Source organism: Dyadobacter sp. CY343 (assembly GCF_021390335.1).
Classification (GTDB): domain Bacteria; phylum Bacteroidota; class Bacteroidia; order Cytophagales; family Spirosomataceae; genus Dyadobacter.
Window position 1 is genome coordinate 590,572 of sequence record NZ_JAJUXK010000001.1, and the last position, 14,947, is coordinate 605,518.

15 protein-coding genes are annotated in these 14,947 nt (G+C 46.3%); 5 read left to right on the forward strand and 10 right to left on the reverse strand.

What is annotated here, in order from left to right; all coding sequences use genetic code 11:
- Position 1: 1 nt before the first annotated feature.
- The 8 genes from LZG94_RS02355 to LZG94_RS02390 form a co-directional block, all read right to left on the reverse strand.
- Positions 2 to 1,345, reverse strand: a complete 1,344-nt coding sequence (locus tag LZG94_RS02355; protein ID WP_233790366.1) for an FGGY-family carbohydrate kinase — start codon at positions 1,343 to 1,345, stop codon at positions 2 to 4.
- Between the two features lie 126 nt (positions 1,346 to 1,471).
- On the reverse strand, positions 1,472 to 2,167 hold the full coding sequence (locus LZG94_RS02360) for a GDSL-type esterase/lipase family protein (protein ID WP_233790367.1): 696 nt from the start codon (positions 2,165 to 2,167) through the stop codon (positions 1,472 to 1,474).
- 76 nt (positions 2,168 to 2,243) lie between these two features.
- Positions 2,244 to 2,939 (reverse strand): hypothetical protein, encoded by a 696-nt coding sequence (locus LZG94_RS02365; protein ID WP_233790368.1) that lies wholly within the window; start codon positions 2,937 to 2,939, stop codon positions 2,244 to 2,246.
- Positions 2,940 to 2,944: 5 nt separating this feature from the next.
- On the reverse strand, positions 2,945 to 3,625 hold the full coding sequence (locus LZG94_RS02370; protein ID WP_233790369.1) for a hypothetical protein: 681 nt from the start codon (positions 3,623 to 3,625) through the stop codon (positions 2,945 to 2,947).
- Between the two features lie 163 nt (positions 3,626 to 3,788).
- The gene (locus LZG94_RS02375; RefSeq protein ID WP_233790370.1) at positions 3,789 to 5,099 is read right to left on the reverse strand and encodes a TolC family protein; all 1,311 of its coding nucleotides are present in this window, start codon (positions 5,097 to 5,099) and stop codon (positions 3,789 to 3,791) included.
- 15 nt (positions 5,100 to 5,114) lie between these two features.
- Positions 5,115 to 5,777 carry an ABC transporter ATP-binding protein gene (locus LZG94_RS02380; RefSeq protein ID WP_215233715.1) on the reverse strand — a complete coding sequence of 221 codons (663 nt, stop codon included), beginning with the start codon at positions 5,775 to 5,777 and terminating at the stop codon, positions 5,115 to 5,117.
- A 267-nt stretch (positions 5,778 to 6,044) separates the two neighbouring features.
- Positions 6,045 to 6,953, reverse strand: a complete 909-nt coding sequence (locus tag LZG94_RS02385; protein WP_233790371.1) for a winged helix-turn-helix domain-containing protein — start codon at positions 6,951 to 6,953, stop codon at positions 6,045 to 6,047.
- Between the two features lie 13 nt (positions 6,954 to 6,966).
- A complete protein-coding gene (locus tag LZG94_RS02390) occupies positions 6,967 to 7,215 on the reverse strand; it encodes a hypothetical protein (RefSeq protein WP_233790372.1) in 249 nt (82 codons plus the stop codon).
- A gap of 189 nt (positions 7,216 to 7,404) precedes the next feature.
- Here LZG94_RS02390 and LZG94_RS02395 point away from each other — a divergent pair, with 189 nt between their 5' ends.
- The 5 genes from LZG94_RS02395 (at position 7,405) to LZG94_RS02415 (ending at position 10,020) form a co-directional block, all read left to right on the forward strand.
- Positions 7,405 to 8,649, forward strand: coding sequence for an MFS transporter (locus LZG94_RS02395; RefSeq protein ID WP_233790373.1), 1,245 nt, complete (start codon positions 7,405 to 7,407; stop codon positions 8,647 to 8,649).
- Positions 8,650 to 8,701: 52 nt separating this feature from the next.
- Complete coding sequence (locus tag LZG94_RS02400; RefSeq protein ID WP_233790374.1) at positions 8,702 to 8,932, forward strand: DUF433 domain-containing protein; 231 nt, start codon at positions 8,702 to 8,704, stop codon at positions 8,930 to 8,932.
- Complete coding sequence (locus LZG94_RS02405; protein WP_233790375.1) at positions 8,929 to 9,273, forward strand: DUF5615 family PIN-like protein; 345 nt, start codon at positions 8,929 to 8,931, stop codon at positions 9,271 to 9,273. Before LZG94_RS02400 ends, LZG94_RS02405 begins: the two co-directional genes overlap by 4 nt.
- Positions 9,274 to 9,374: 101 nt before the next feature.
- Positions 9,375 to 9,602, forward strand: a complete 228-nt coding sequence (locus tag LZG94_RS02410; protein WP_233790376.1) for a hypothetical protein — start codon at positions 9,375 to 9,377, stop codon at positions 9,600 to 9,602.
- A 4-nt stretch (positions 9,603 to 9,606) separates the two neighbouring features.
- Positions 9,607 to 10,020, forward strand: a complete 414-nt coding sequence (locus LZG94_RS02415) for a putative toxin-antitoxin system toxin component, PIN family (protein ID WP_233790377.1) — start codon at positions 9,607 to 9,609, stop codon at positions 10,018 to 10,020.
- 6 nt (positions 10,021 to 10,026) lie between these two features.
- Here LZG94_RS02415 and LZG94_RS02420 read toward each other — a convergent pair whose 3' ends face one another.
- A complete protein-coding gene (locus LZG94_RS02420; RefSeq protein WP_233790378.1) occupies positions 10,027 to 12,429 on the reverse strand; it encodes an ABC transporter permease in 2,403 nt (800 codons plus the stop codon).
- A gap of 99 nt (positions 12,430 to 12,528) precedes the next feature.
- Entirely contained in the window at positions 12,529 to 14,922 is a 2,394-nt protein-coding gene (locus tag LZG94_RS02425; RefSeq protein ID WP_233790379.1) for an ABC transporter permease, read from the reverse strand.
- Between the last annotated feature and the right edge of the window lie 25 nt (positions 14,923 to 14,947).

The following is a 14,947-nucleotide window of genomic DNA, read 5'->3' on the forward strand; positions in this document are numbered from 1 at the left end:
ATCAGAGAACGATCTCTCTTATTTCGTCAGAAAACTCGAAACTTTGCGGTCTTGTCACGTGCAGAGCCGCGCCGAGCGATGTCGCATAAGGCAGATCCGTGGCGTACACTTTATGGTTAGGATAATGCCGCGCGATCAGTTTGGAGAAGATCTCATTTCTTGCAAATCCTCCATCAATATAAATCGACTGTACATCATTTACACCCACCAGATCAAGCGAAATGAACAGCAGTTCTGTAAGTCCTTTCAATAAATGGTGGTAAGCAATCTCAGCCGAAGCAAATGCGCTCACCTGCCATTCCTGCGTATTCGGTTCGGGGGATGGACCATTTCCGGTCATGCAGGCAGTGTAAAATGGGGGCGTATCCATCGCCAGCAAACTTTCATCGTAGGCTACTCTTTTATAAAAATCACCATCTACCCGGAAATATTCGGCGATTCTTGCAGTCTGAAAATCGTGTTCACGACCCAGGAACAGCCTTGAAGCAGTTACCCCACTTCCTTCCGGCGTGAGATAATTCATGCAATCGCGTTCCAGCTGGTAGGAGGTAAGCGGTTTGGATGCGAAGGAATTAAAGTTAATACACCAGGTACCCGTCGACAAGAGCACAAAAGGCTTCTTAACCGCCATTCTGTATGGAATTAATGCAGACGAACTGTCGTGCAACCCAAATCCCGACTGAATTCCCTTATCGCCGTGGCGGTAAATGAAGGAAGACGAAGCCAGTACCGGCGCCAGTTTTTTGTGAATACCTTCTGCTTTAACCCACTCGTGATAATCCCACATTTCAAAGCTCCAAAGACCTGTGTGACAGCCCAGAGAAGTGTAATCACTCACTTTGCGGCCGGTTAGCAGGTAAAGGATATATTGGGGAAGATGGAGCGTTGTCGCGATTTGTTTGTAGATCTCGGGGCGGGTATGTTTCAGCCAGTAAAGCTGCATACCCGAATTGAGCATTCCCATTGCCGGTGAACCTGTTTGCAGCGAAATTCGCGTCGGGTCTCCGTAAGTACTGTAAAACTCTTTCAGCAGGTCTTCCGGGAAAGGCTTTAAATAGGAATATAGCGGAGTAAGCGGCTTATTGGAAGCGTCGAGATGGACGAGGCTCGCACCGTAACCGGCTACATTGACAGCTTTGATATCGTAAGCAGGATCAGCGAGCAGCTCGGCCCAGCGATCCTGGACCCATTTAGTCAGCAATTCGCAATCCTCTGTCGGGAATCCGTCCTCGTCCGTCGTTTCCGGCAGCGATTCGGCAAATTCCTTTACTATCTCGTACTTTTCATTGAAAAGTACGTACTTTTTGTTAGTCCTTCCAATGTCAAAAACCGCTGTTACTTTCATTATTCAAAGTTGTGTCACTTTTTTACCGGAATGTATTTTTTCGGTTAATATAGTGACTTTACGTTAAAACCAATACCCTTAGTTGTTGTTTGTAAAATGTTTGACATATCCCTCAATATGCGCAAACTAGGCTGTTTTTTGAAGGATCGGTTTAAAAACCTGCGTCCATCTGCGGTAACCTTCTTCGTTCATGTGCAGGCTGTCGCTGGTGAAAATACTGCCGTCGGGGCGGCCATTTTTCAGCATCACCGGCCACACGTCGATATACTTATGATTTTTGTCTGATCTGATAAAATCCTGAATCAGCTTATTAGCCCTGATCACCTCGTCTTTTCTATCCCAGCGGGAAGGCGATGGTTTCAGGGAAACGCCGTAAAGCAATACATCGGGCTGCTTGTCGCGGATCTTTTTGGTAAGTGTTACATAAGCGTCGCGCACCTGTTCCGGCGTTTTCTTTTTCTTGCCGAACATATCGTTTTCGCAATAGATCACGATCGTTTTGGCCTGGTATTTAGTAACAGCGCGGTCGGCATAATGGATAACTTCCGGCAAAGTAGAACCGCCAAAGCCGCGGTTAATGATCGGAAGCGGCGCCAGATCCTTGGCGGCATCCTGCCATTTGGTGAACGAAGAACTTCCTGTAAATACAATCCCACCGGGGGCAGGCATTTTCTCGGCATCCTCTTTCTCAAATTTCAGTATTGCATTTTCAGATCGGTCTACCTTGTAATCAGGCTCCCAGGGAGCGCCAAGGCTGGTATAGTTGGGCTTGTGGCAGGCCGTGAGTCCGACGATGAAAAGGAGCAGGAAGTGTTTTTTCATTCTAACTAAAAAGTGGATATGCCCAAAAAAGGCATATCCACTGCGTTTTTAATGTATTTGCTGCAATTATCTTTTTTTATTTCCCTCCGTAAAAATAACGGAACCCTAACCCTATACTACCGGATGAAAGGTTCGGAGAAAAAGCATAAGTGACCGCATTTCCCGTCGATTTGACGTTCTCACCATTCGGATATTTGTTCTGAAAATTTTCTGTTTCTGAGAACTCGTAGCCAACACTGATCGGGTTCAGAAACGCAAATCCGCCGTATAACGCCCATTTTGGTGATACCCGCCAAACAACCCCGGCGCTAATGCCCGCACTTATGCTGATAGTATTAATTTTGCTTTCGTACACCACCAGATTTTGCTCGACCGCATTGCTATTTTTGAATGCGTACCCCAGGTTCAGGGCCGGGCGTGCATATAATGCAAACTTATCATTCAGTGATTTGTAATATTCTGCAAAACGCTCAATCCCAAAGCTTATATCTCTCAATAGCGTTGGCTCGGGTTGTAACGCGCTATTGCTTGCCGTCGATAACGAATGCGTCAGTCCCCAGCCAAGCGCCCGGTTATCGCGGACAAACTTTCCGACTGAGAGATTGATATAATGGTTATATGCATTAAAACGAGGCGTGTTATCGGTCCGACTTACGCTATTTAAATTGTTAAAAAAGCTTCCGCTGACGAACGATTCCCCTGACTGAAATTGGGCTGTTGCGATATTTGTCAGGAAGATTATGAGCAGAAATGTGAGTATGGAATTTTTCATGGCTATCAGTTTTTAGGGAAGATGTATTTGGCGATACGGAGTGTGATCAGGTTTGGAAAGCTCGTCGATATGCCGGTATTAAGCATAAACACACGTCCCGCATCATCTTTGGAAGGAACGTAATTGGCGCTCAACGAAAGAATATTCGCATAACCTTCAACAGCCCAGCCATTTTTCTTTGAAACATACGCAATACCCGGCTTGATGCTCAAACCATACTGCCAATACTCTCTTTTTTGCGTAACCGGCGTACTGCCCTGCGTTGAAGTTGTTTCTACAGATTGAAATTGTGGCCCTATTTCGCCGTGAAGAAATACGGACCAGTTGCTGCTTCCCAGCGTCTTGTACTGGCGGATAAATGGTAGCAATGCGATCCCCTGAGATAGCTGTGTATTTGTGAGATCGGCGGCTTCATACCTGTAACGATTATATTGCAGGTTGTATCGTACGCCCAGGCCAAGCATGGTACGTTCGCCGATCATTTTTCCGAACTGGATCTCTGGCGCAATGCTTTGCACCCAGTTGCTGGAAGTATTCAGTGCTTCGGCCTTTTCTTTGTCCTTTTTTGTTTGACCTTCGAAACTGATCGTGCCGCCCACATATCCGGTTCCCTTTTGTATTTGTCCATAAACATTCCCTAAGGAGAGCCAGGTCCCCATTAAGGCAAATAGAAGAAGTTGTTTCATGACTGTTGTATTTAGTTAGACGGCGGCAATATACAGATCAATGTGTAACCCCGGAATCATTTAATTTTTTTTAACAAAAACCATAAAAAAAGAGGCGGCCCCAGGAAGACCGCCTCTTAAAAATTACCGATACCAAATTTAACCTAACAAGATTTTGGGGGTCTCAAAACACCCCTTCCCAGTTTCCCTGGCGGTAATATTTTAGCAATTTCTGCTGCATTAAAAAATCATATTGAGCCTGAATAGCATTTGCCTGCGCTTTGCCCAGGTTGGCTTTGGCCAGCGTGTATTCAAAACTGTTTGCTATGCCTGCATTCAGCTTGCTTTCAACGATTGCGAACGAGGCGGTGAGCGATTCTACCTGCTGCTGGGCTGCGATATACCTGTCTGACATTGCACTCAGGTTCAGTACCGCCACTTCGATCGCTTGCCGCAGCGCCTGATTCGTCACATCCAAAGTATTCTGAGCCTGCCGCTCCTGCACTTTGGCCAGCTCCACCCGAGGCCGGGTTACCCACCGACCCATGATCGGGATATTGAGACCGAGACTGATGTAACCATTCCTGGTTGCGTTCAATTGGTTAAAGTAACTCAGATCTTTGTTGGAAGTAGCATAAAACGCCCGCATATTGCCGCCCAGCGAAAGCGAGGGAAAATTGTCTGCTTTGATCGACTTCACCTGAAAAGCGAAACTTTGCCGGTACAATTCTGCACTTTTGATTTCAGGAAATGCCTTGCGTGCGTCTTCATAAAGTGTCAATGCATCCGAGGCGGGAACAACAGCATCTTTGGAAATAAGCGGCTCGAATTGAATATTATCGTCTGGCGGGATATTGATCCTTTGAAACAATGCAAGCCTGGCTGTGCGATAATTGTTCAGTGCCGTCACTTCTGCAAATTTGTCATTCGCCAGCTGCGCCTTGATTTCATAAAGTAAGTTGGCGCCGATCGTACCTGCATTGACCTGCTTCTCAGTCCGGTCTACCTGTTCCTGGGAAGATACTACCAACTGGCTCGCCGCTTCGAGCAGCGCCTTTGTTGCCAGGATATTCACGTATCCCTGCATTAATAATATGGTTTGATTATTCAGGATCGCAGTGCGGTTGGCGAGTGCTGATTCTTTCAGGAGTGTACCCTGGCGGATCTGATTCTGCAATTTGAAGCCCTGAAAAACGGGCATCTGGAAACCCACTCCGAGGATATTGTTAGCATAAACCTCATCTATATACGCATTGGTATATTGGTCGATGCTTCGGCCGACATTGATACTCTGGTCCGCGCCGATGGAGATTTGCGGCAGGATCTGCGACCGCGTTTGCCGCAACTGGGCCTGTGCCGCCTCCGCTTGCAGGTTTCCCGCCTGGTAAGTCAGGTTGTTTTTGATCAAAAGATCCACGCATTGGGACAGAGTGAGCGTGTTCTGCGCCCGGACGAATGCCGGGAGCAGGCAGAGCATTATGATGATACGTTTCATGGCTAATAGGTATTTTCAGGCTAACCAGCCGTCTTTCAGGCGGACAACCCTGTTGCCGTACCCGGCATTCGTTTCTGAATGAGTTACCTGTACAATTGTTACTTTATCTTCCTGATTGAGTTTTTGAAATAATTCCATAATCTCGATCGACTGTTCCGAATGCAGGTTACCGGTCGGTTCGTCGGCGAATATCACTTTCGGATTATGCACAATTGCCCGCGCTACACCTACCAGCTGTTGCTGGCCTCCCGATAACTGGTGAGGGAAAAGGTCCTTTTTGGCGACCATATTAAAACGGTCCAGCAGCTCTGCAACCCGACTTTTCCGCTCCGATGAACCGGTTCCTTTGTATAAAAGCGGCGTTTCGATGTTTTCATAAACCGTCAGCTCGTCGATCAGGTGATAAGCCTGAAACACAAATCCGATATGGTGACGGTGCAGCTCTGTACGTTTCTTTTCCGAAAGTTTCTGAACAGGTTCATCGAGAAAAAGATATTCGCCTTCCGAAGGTTCTTCCAGCAAACCTAGTATATGTAGCAGGGTAGACTTTCCGGAACCCGATGGGCCCATGATCGAAACGAATTCACCTTCTTTAATATGTAAATCAATGTGACGCAAAACGTAGGTTTTGCCAAATCCTGCCGGGTAATACTTTGATATCTTTTCTAGCTTAATCATAAAAGTTTTGGATTTGAGATTTCGGGTTATAATTACGGACAAGCTGTTTGAAAAACAAAATCCGATCACCCGGCATCTCTTATGCCAATCCTATTTTAAAAAGCCTTGCCAAGAATGTAAGGTGTTGATTTTGAATAGGATATTTATTGTTCGCAAGTAGTGACCGTTCAAAAACGTACAAATGTGTACGGTTTCGGACGAAGATGCATAAATCCTGGTCCGCCAAAGGTGGCGTAGCCCGATTTTTAAAAAAGTTTGGAACATAATTCAGGAATGAATTTCCATTTTGTACCCCACCCCATGAATGGCGGAGATTTTGATACTGTTGTCGGTGGCGAGCAGTTTTCTAAGTCTTGACACAAATACATCCACGCTCCGGCCAACCGTAATTCCTTCATCTTCCCAAACCGATTTGAGGATAAAATCACGTTCGAGTACCTGGTTGCGATGGCGCACGAACAAGTCTAGCAGCTTGGCTTCTCGGTAAGTGAGCTGGTGCTGGCTGCCTGAGGTTGTCAATGTGAGATTTTGGCTATTGAAAACCGAATTCCCAAAGCTGGTCTCAAATGCAGAAGTCGGTTTATCTTCGATAGGTAAGGCGCTGCTTTTTCTGGTTCTGGATCGTTTCCAGGCAAATAACCCCAACCCGGCGAGGCCGGTGCCGAAAGGAAATATCCACCAAGCGCTGAAAGGCTCAGCCGCTGCTTTTTGTAGATTAGGCTCAAAACTGACCTGCACGACAAAACAGCCAGCTTTTCCGTCGCGATTTTCGCAGGGCACGCCCCCCGGCTGGTTCAGGTCGAGCATATTATAACCCAGTTGCAGCGCGCCGGTTTCGCAGTTGAAGACCATCACATTATAACTCCGCTCTATCTTTTGAACAGTAAGTGACTGTTTCAGCAGTTCCGGCAACTTCCGGTACTCGGCAAGGTTTTCAATGCGGACAGAAAAGGTATTGGCATCGATCTGGTTTACAGCAGGGATATTGGTCAATGAATCGCCATTTAGCAGCAATAAATGATGCGCAGTGCGGCGCAATGCCAGATTAACGTGCTCAGCAAAACGGATCGATTCATTATTTGCAAAAGCATTTTCTATACCCGACAACAGTACAACCACCGCCCAGATGAATAGGCGTTTTTGCAGGAATTTGAAACTGTTGCCGGATATGTCCATTAGCTGCATTCGATTAGCACTTGTCTTTACCTGATGGATTTTTCTTGTTCAAAGACGGCCCAAACCAGTGGATTGCAGGGTTTACCATATTCGTTTGAACTGAGTCCGCCGCCTTTGCCGGTTCCGCTGCCTTTGTGGGTGTTGCTACCGCTTTTGCTTTCGGTTTGCGGGCTTTCTTATCATCCGCATCGTCCGAAGGCAGCGCCGCAGAAGTGGTTACAACCAGCAAAACCACACAAATAAAACCCCATGCATTTTTCATAATTTCCGATGTTTTAGTGAAGGAAACAAATGTATCCGCCAATGGAGTTTTTGAGGTAAAACCGCTGTAAAACCTTGTTAACGAAATGTAAAAGCGCGTTGATAAGACAAACTTCATTAATTTTCCATTAAAACAGAACATAATACCTACGCTGGCGTGTTAGGTCAGCATAACACCACCACGTCCGATTTGAAAACAGTTTCTTCCCAGGATCCATACGCAGCGCTGCGCTACTCTGATTTTCGTTTTTATATCTCAAATACATTTCTTTTTTCCGCATCGATCCTCATTCAGGAGGTAATCGTAGCCTACGAATTGTATAAAATGACGCACGATCCGCTGGCTTTGGGGCTGGTTGGGCTGGCTGAGGTGATCCCGTTTATTATGACTTCGCTGTTTGGCGGGCATATTGCCGATCAGAAGAACAAGATTACGATCATGCACATTAGTCTGGTTGTAATATTACTGGGATCGGTGATATTATATGCCGCTTTTCAGCCGGGTATTTATAATTCGCTTTCGCAAACGGAGCATTTGATTGTGATCTACTCCGTTTTTGCATTGATTGGTTTTGCAAAAGGGTTTTACTCTCCGGCATCCAGTTCGCTGAAACCGTTTTTGGTACCAAGAGCAATTTACCATAATTCTTCCACTTGGAGCAGTTCCTTTTGGCAGGCGGGCTCCATTACCGGGCCCGCGATCGCCGGATTCCTGTACGCCTACGTCGGACTTACGAACACACTGCTGATCGTGATCGCCAACTTTGTGGTCTGCTGGATATTGTTGGGAATGATCAAAACGCGACCTGAAATGGCCAGGATCACTACTCCTATCATGGAGAGTTTAAAGGAAGGGTTTCGGTTCGTATTTCGCACCAGGATCGTGCTTTACGCGATTTCACTCGATTTGTTCTCCGTGTTATTCGGCGGCGTAGTCGCGCTTTTGCCCGTTTTTGCTGAGGATATTCTGAAAGTCGGGCCGGAAGGGTTGGGGTTACTGCGCGCTGCACCTTCGATCGGCTCGCTGCTCACCATGTTTGCGATGGCCTACTATCCGCCTACGCACAATGCCTGGCGCAATATGCTCATTGCGGTTGCCGGTTTCGGGATATTTACGATCGTTTTTGCATTGTCTGAAAACTTCCTGCTCTCCTGCGGCGCACTTTTCGCGACGGGGGTTTTTGACAGTGTAAGTGTGATTGTGCGACAAACAATCCTTCAAATTTACCCGCCCGATGAAATGCGGGGCCGCGTCGCGGCCGTCAACGGAATGTTCGTCAGCTCCTCCAACGAATTGGGCGCCTTCGAATCCGGCGTCATGGCCAAAGCATTCGGCACCGTACCCTCTGTGGTAATAGGGGGCGTTTTCACGATTGTAGTAGTCACCTGGATCTATTTCCGTTCGAAGGATCTGTTTTCGGTAAGGTTGAGTTAGGGGTTCCGGTTTAATAGTTAAAATGGTATTTTTGTATCTAAACATCACAGCTATGTACATCTACAAAAATATTATTAGTGTGGAAACTGGCAAGAGAAGCGGGAAGCCGTGTATCCGCGAAATGAGGATTACCGTTGAAGATATATTACTTTGGCTGGCGTCAGGTATGTCTTTCGACGACATTATTTCCGATTTCCCTGAACTCACGAAAGAAGATATCAGCACTGCGATGGAATTTTCGGCAAGTAATCAAAAGCGGATTTTCTACGATGTTGCTGCATGAAATTGCTGATCGATCAAAATATTTCGCACAGAATCGTTCAGCAGATTGGTGATGTATTCACATCCATATACCATATCAGAGATTTCAATCTGATCAATGCCGATGATCATGAAATTTTTATTTCCGCCAGGCAAAATGTGTTTGATGCCGTCATAACAATAGATGATGATTTTGTAAAATTGCTAAATCTGTTTTCGTCTCCTCCAAAAATTATTTGGGTGAGAACAGGCAATTGTTCCACGTGGGCTCTTTCTGAAATCCTTATTTCTAAATTTGATTCTATCAAGCTATTTGTAGCGAGCGAAGAATATGTTCTCTACGAGGTCTTCAAACCTGCTTGATTACGCTAACAGCCAACTTGTCGGCGGATTCATTTGAAGAAACGTTTGAAATATATTTTCGCGTTTTTTATTTATATTTCGTTAGAATAAAACACTGAAATATGGTAAGCGAAGCAAAACCAAGCTCTGGCAATAGATTGAGTGATATTCAAATCAGCCTGCTGCGACTATTTGATCAGAATCTTAGTGAGCGCGAAACGATGGAACTCCGTAAAATGATGATGGACTATTTCGACGGCCGGCTTCGCAATGAATTGGATGAGGTGCTGGAAAAGAAGAAATACACGGAAAGTGATTATCATCGAATGCTTTCTGACGATAACTTTTGATCTGGTGATTCGAGTAGTCATTGATACTAATTGCCTGAGAGCCTCAATTCCTCCCAAAAGTCCCTTTTATCAGTTGTATCTGGATTTTACAGCTGGAAAATTTGAATGGTATGTCAGCAATGAGATTCTGCTGGAATACGATGAAATCCTCACTCGTACATATTCTCACAACACCGCTCAATTCGTTCTGTACCAGCTCGCTGTCTCTCCAAATGTGGTTTATTCGGAGCCTGCATTCAGGTGGAATCTGATAGAGAATGATCCTGATGACAACAAATTCTCCGATCTAGCGATCAGTTCAAATTGTGATTACCTGGTAACAAATGATACTGATTTCAATGTGTTCAAAACGTTGCCTTTTCCCCGACTGACAGTAATTGATCTGCAATCCTTCCTGAAAATCACCCGAGAACTTTAAGTACTTTCAATCCGATTTCAAACTCTTCACCGGATTCATTCGCGCAGCTTTATAGGTTTGAATGCAAACCACAAAGCCAATCAATACTGTGAAGCCGAACCCAATTGCTGCGAATGTGACCCAGCCTGGCGTGATGCGGTAGGCGTAGTTTTCTAGCCAGTTTTTCATAACAAAAAATGCGGAAGGGAAAGAAATTAGCGTTCCGATCAGCATGACGATCAGAAATTCTTTCAGGAAAAGCATCACTACACTCATTTCCGAGGCGCCGAGCACTTTGCGGATCCCCAGCTCGCGCGTTCTTCTGGCTACATTCAGCGATACCATTCCTGAAATACCAAGCAATACGATAATAACTGCCAGAATAGTAGCGAGTTGCGAAGCCTTTTTTAGCTGGATTTCTGATTGATATAATTTCTGTAAAGTCTGGTCAATAAAGTTGTATTCAAATGGTGCGTCGGGCATTACTTCGTGCCATTTTTCTTCCAGCGCCGCCATTGAGCTCACCATATCCGAACCCAGGTGGAAAGTAAGAAAACGATACGCATTACCTCCGCGGACGTGAAGAAATGCCAGCGGCTTGATCGCGTTATGCATCGATTCGAAATGAAAGTTAGCTGTAACACCGCTGATCGTGAGCGGCTGAGGGAAAGTGTGGATCCTGATTTGTCTGCCGACTGCTTCACCGGGATTTTTGTAGCCCAATGCTTTTGTCAGTGATTCGTTTACCACAATGCGGTCGGTTTGCGGGGCGATATCTGATTTTTGGAAAAAATCTCCCGCGAGCAGCGGAATACCGTAAGTGCTCGCAAAGTGCTGATCTGTGGCCAGAAACTTAGTATGCGTGGCGCTGGCAGAATCCTGGCCAGCCTGATATACGCCATATTCGGCCCCCGAATTCCCATTTGGTATTTCGTAAGACAGACTTACCGAGCTTACTTCTATCATACGCCCGAACTCACTCCGGATCGCCTCCATTTTGGCCAGTCCCTCCGGTGTCCAGTCGCGCGGCACAGCGACAGTAACGCGCGCATTTTTATTGAAACCCAAACTTTTATTAAAGAAATAATCTACCTGCTGAGAAACGATCGCCGCGGCTGCAAATACGAACAATGCGATCGTGAACTGTACCGCAAGCAGCATTCTGCGAAATCCGATATTTTCCTTTACTGACTTGAATTTTCCCTTCATCGACTCCACAGAAGGTATCGCCGACAGTACAAATGCAGGATAGGAACCAGCGAGCAAGCCTACCAGCAATGCAATAAGCGGTGCAATCAGAAACGACCAGCCCGGAAGTTGCGGCAGCGAAGCAAGTTCCGTACCGATAATATTCCCAAAGTAGCCTCTGGCTAATACATAAAACCCAATAGATAACAGACTAGCAAATGCCGCAAGCAATACAGACTCCGCCAGGAATTGTCCGATGATCTGCTTTTTCAGGCTACCCAATACCTTCCTCACACCAATTTCTTTCAACCGCGATGCAGAGCTGGCGACGGAGATATTAATAAAATTCACAATCGCCATCAGCAATATAAATGCGGTGATAGCTGACAAGGTGTAGATCATTTTTTGAACCAAACCGTTATTCGCCTCCCGATAATAGCTTTTTAGCGGAGTAAGATAGGCGCGCAGGTTGTTACGCAGCTGCGGCGGGGTATTTGTGGCAAGCAATCTGGCGATCGGCTTTTCAAGATCGGCTGGTTTTACGCCTTTTTGAAGTTGAATAAAAGTGAGCATGTACGGGAAATTCCAGTCGTTTTCTGCGCCTTTCCGGCCGTCGAGTGAGCTCAGCGGAATGAAGACTTCACTGGTATTTCCTGACAAATGATTGACAGAGTTGTTGGAAAGATCGTCCATCACGGCAGTTACTTCATATTCCTGTTTGCCGCCGATGAAGTTATGCAGCGTAAGATTTTCACCCACAACATCCGTCTTACCGAAATATTTCAGTGCTTTTGCACGCGTGATCACCACCGCATTCGGCTGTTGCATTGCCGTTTTTGCGTCGCCGTGAAGGAGCGGGAAACCGTACATCGTTAGTAGCGTCGAGTCGCCGGTTTGCACCTCTTCACGGAAATGTTTGTCGCCTTTGGAAACCGCTACCGTAATTCCGTCGTAACGATAATAGCCTGCAACCAGATTGGGATATTCGTCGCGTAAAGCTTTTCCGAGCGGGCCGAGGGTCGCCAGGTCGATCCCCATATCCGGATTTTTCCAGTCACTGCGGATAATGTACTGGTTATCAGCATTCCGCAAGTCAGCATTGACCTTTAACTCTCCATAGATGTAACTCCCCACCAAATAGGTGAAAGTGATCCCGACCGAAAGCCCAAATATGGTCAGTAGTGAATAGAACCTGCGTTTTAGCAAGTTGCGTAATGCAATTTTGAAGTAGTTATGCAGCATCAAATCCCGGTATTAAGTCAGTGCGACAAAAATAGCCGGGATTGATAGAGGTGATTTCGCTTTAACTTTTTTTAACCTCAACCGAACAGTGAGCGCATATTATTCGCTCCGCAAACTTTTGACAGGGTTCATCGTAGCCGACCTTAATGCCTGCGCGCTAACCGTCAATAGCGCGATAATAATCGCGAGTAGTCCGGCTGAGGCGAATATCCACCAGGAGAGGGTTTCTTTATATTGAAAATTTTTCAGCCACTCTGTCATCGCAAAAATGGCGACGGGTGTCCCGATCACGATCGCCACCAGCACCAGTTTGATGAAGTCTTTGGATAACAACAAAACCACACTTTGTACGCTGGCTCCCAATACTTTACGAACCCCAATTTCCTTCGTCCGCGACTCGGCTGCAAATGCGGCGAGCCCGAATAAGCCGAGGCACGCTATCAAAACGGCAAGTACTGCGAATGTAAGCATTACATTTCCCTGGCGCTGCTCCGACCTGTACTGCTGCGCGAAATTTGCATCCAGAAACTGGAATTCCAATGTAGCTTCCGGGTCAAATTCCCTATATGCCTCCCGCATAAATGCCAGGGCTTCTTTCGTTTTGCCTGCGCTGATGCGGACATAAATATTATCGCGGTCCGAAGAGGCAGGCAGTTGTAGTACCAGCGGCTCTATTTTATGTTGTAGTGAATAAATGTGAAAATCATTGACAACTCCCACAATCCGGGCTTCCTTCGTGTTACCCTGTCCATCTATAAAATATTTTAGCCTTTTGCCCACCGGATTTTCCCATCCCTGTTTTTTCACCAAAGATTCATTGACCAGCACTGAGCCAAACCGGTCAGCTTCGGACTCCGAGCTAAAATTTTTGCCGGATGACAGCTTGATTTGCATCGTTTTGAGGAAATCGCTATCGACCGAAAATTTTTGGACCTTCTGTGTGTTTTCTCCCATTTGCCCATTTTCCTTTTCAAAAAACATGCCCGCAGACCCGATATAGTTAGTTCCGATCGAATTGCCGGAAGATGCTGCACTTTCTATCAAAGCACTTGTTAACAGCTTTTGTTTCAGTGCACTTACCTGCGTTCTAACTTCGTCTTTGTCAATATGGAATACCAGTACCTGACTTTTGTTAAACCCGAGATCCTTACTATTTACATAGTGCATTTGCCTGTAAACTACCGCCGAGCAGGCGATCATAACGACAGTCGCCGCAAACTGGAATACGACCAGCGATTTGCGGAAATAGCCGCTGCCGGTTTGGCTGCCGATCTGTCCTTTCAAGGCAGTGACGGGGCGAAATCCTGAAAAGCGCAATGCCGGGTACAAGCCGCTCAAAATACCAACAAGGCTGATAAATGCTATTGCAAAGAGCGCGCTGAACATATTGTTCCGATACCCGATCGATAGTGTTTTTTCGGCCAATGCATTAAACAGTGGCAACGAAATGACGACCAGGAGGTAAGCCACCGCACCCGCGAAAAACGTCATAATCAGCGATTCGGTCAGAAACTGGGCAATCAGCTGTGAGCGTTCCGAACCTATTGCCTTGCGAACGCCTACCTCGCGGATCCTTTTCATTGACCGGGCGGTATACAGGTTTACGTAGTTAATGCAGGCGATCAGGAGGATCAGCGCGGCTATTGCTCCGAATACATAAACGGTATTGATATTACCGTTCGCGCTGATTTCAAATTCGAGGTCCGAGTGCAGGTGAATGGAGGTAAGAGGTTGCAGCTCCATTTGATAGGCCACATTACCCATCTCTTTTTTCAGGTATTTTGGGAAAAAACCGGCAAGTTTCTTTTCAAATTTCTGGCGGTCCGTCCCGTTTTTGAGCAGCATATAAGTATACAGTTCAAATTGCTGCCAGCCTGTTGTGTAATCTTTTGGTAAAGAACGTATCGCGCTGAATTTTAAATGTGAATTCGCAGGCACGTCGTCAATTACCGCGGTGACTACATTGGGATAATCGTTACTGAAAAAAACCGTTTTTCCCACCGCAGACGCAGGGTTTTTGAACAGACGCTCGGCCAGCGTTTTGGTGAGGACAATTTTCTGAGGTTCGCTTAAAGCAGTTTTCGCATTACCATATAATACAGGAAATGTAAAAACGTCGAGGATCGCAGCATCGGCAAAGTAAATATCATTGGCGACGACTTCATTTTTACCATATTTTACCCTGCCGCCGCCTTCCTGGCTGATCCGAACTGTTTTTTCGATTTCGGGATAATCAGTTTGCAGTGCTATGGCGAAGGGCGCAGAGGTGAGCGGAATGTGAAAACTGCTTTCGTCCCAGGAAGCGCGATGTACCACACGGACGATCCTGTCGGCTTTTTCGTGAAATCGGTCGTAGCTCAACTCGTCGGCCACGTACAGCACCATCAGCCAAACCGCCGCCATTCCGATACCCAGTCCGAAGATATTGAGGCCGCTGAAAAGCCTTTGTTTTCCGAAGTTCCGGAAGCTGATTTTAATATAGTTGAGCAGCATGGCAGTTTAGGTTTGTTTGTTCTCG

Bases quoted from the DNA above. Each gene is read 5' to 3' on its own strand.
- LZG94_RS02355 (WP_233790366.1), bottom strand. From the start codon at position 1,345: ATGAAAGTAACAGCGGTTTTTGACATTGGAAGGACTAACAAAAAGTAC.
- LZG94_RS02360 (WP_233790367.1), bottom strand. From the start codon at position 2,167: ATGAAAAAACACTTCCTGCTCCTTTTCATCGTCGGACTCACGGCCTGC.
- LZG94_RS02365 (WP_233790368.1), bottom strand. From the start codon at position 2,939: ATGAAAAATTCCATACTCACATTTCTGCTCATAATCTTCCTGACAAAT.
- LZG94_RS02370 (WP_233790369.1), bottom strand. From the start codon at position 3,625: ATGAAACAACTTCTTCTATTTGCCTTAATGGGGACCTGGCTCTCCTTA.
- LZG94_RS02375 (WP_233790370.1), bottom strand. From the start codon at position 5,099: ATGAAACGTATCATCATAATGCTCTGCCTGCTCCCGGCATTCGTCCGG.
- LZG94_RS02380 (WP_215233715.1), bottom strand. From the start codon at position 5,777: ATGATTAAGCTAGAAAAGATATCAAAGTATTACCCGGCAGGATTTGGC.
- LZG94_RS02385 (WP_233790371.1), bottom strand. From the start codon at position 6,953: ATGGACATATCCGGCAACAGTTTCAAATTCCTGCAAAAACGCCTATTC.
- LZG94_RS02390 (WP_233790372.1), bottom strand. From the start codon at position 7,215: ATGAAAAATGCATGGGGTTTTATTTGTGTGGTTTTGCTGGTTGTAACC.
- LZG94_RS02400 (WP_233790374.1), top strand. From the start codon at position 8,702: ATGTACATCTACAAAAATATTATTAGTGTGGAAACTGGCAAGAGAAGC.
- LZG94_RS02405 (WP_233790375.1), top strand. From the start codon at position 8,929: ATGAAATTGCTGATCGATCAAAATATTTCGCACAGAATCGTTCAGCAG.
- LZG94_RS02410 (WP_233790376.1), top strand. From the start codon at position 9,375: ATGGTAAGCGAAGCAAAACCAAGCTCTGGCAATAGATTGAGTGATATT.
- LZG94_RS02420 (WP_233790378.1), bottom strand. From the start codon at position 12,429: ATGCTGCATAACTACTTCAAAATTGCATTACGCAACTTGCTAAAACGC.
- LZG94_RS02425 (WP_233790379.1), bottom strand. From the start codon at position 14,922: ATGCTGCTCAACTATATTAAAATCAGCTTCCGGAACTTCGGAAAACAA.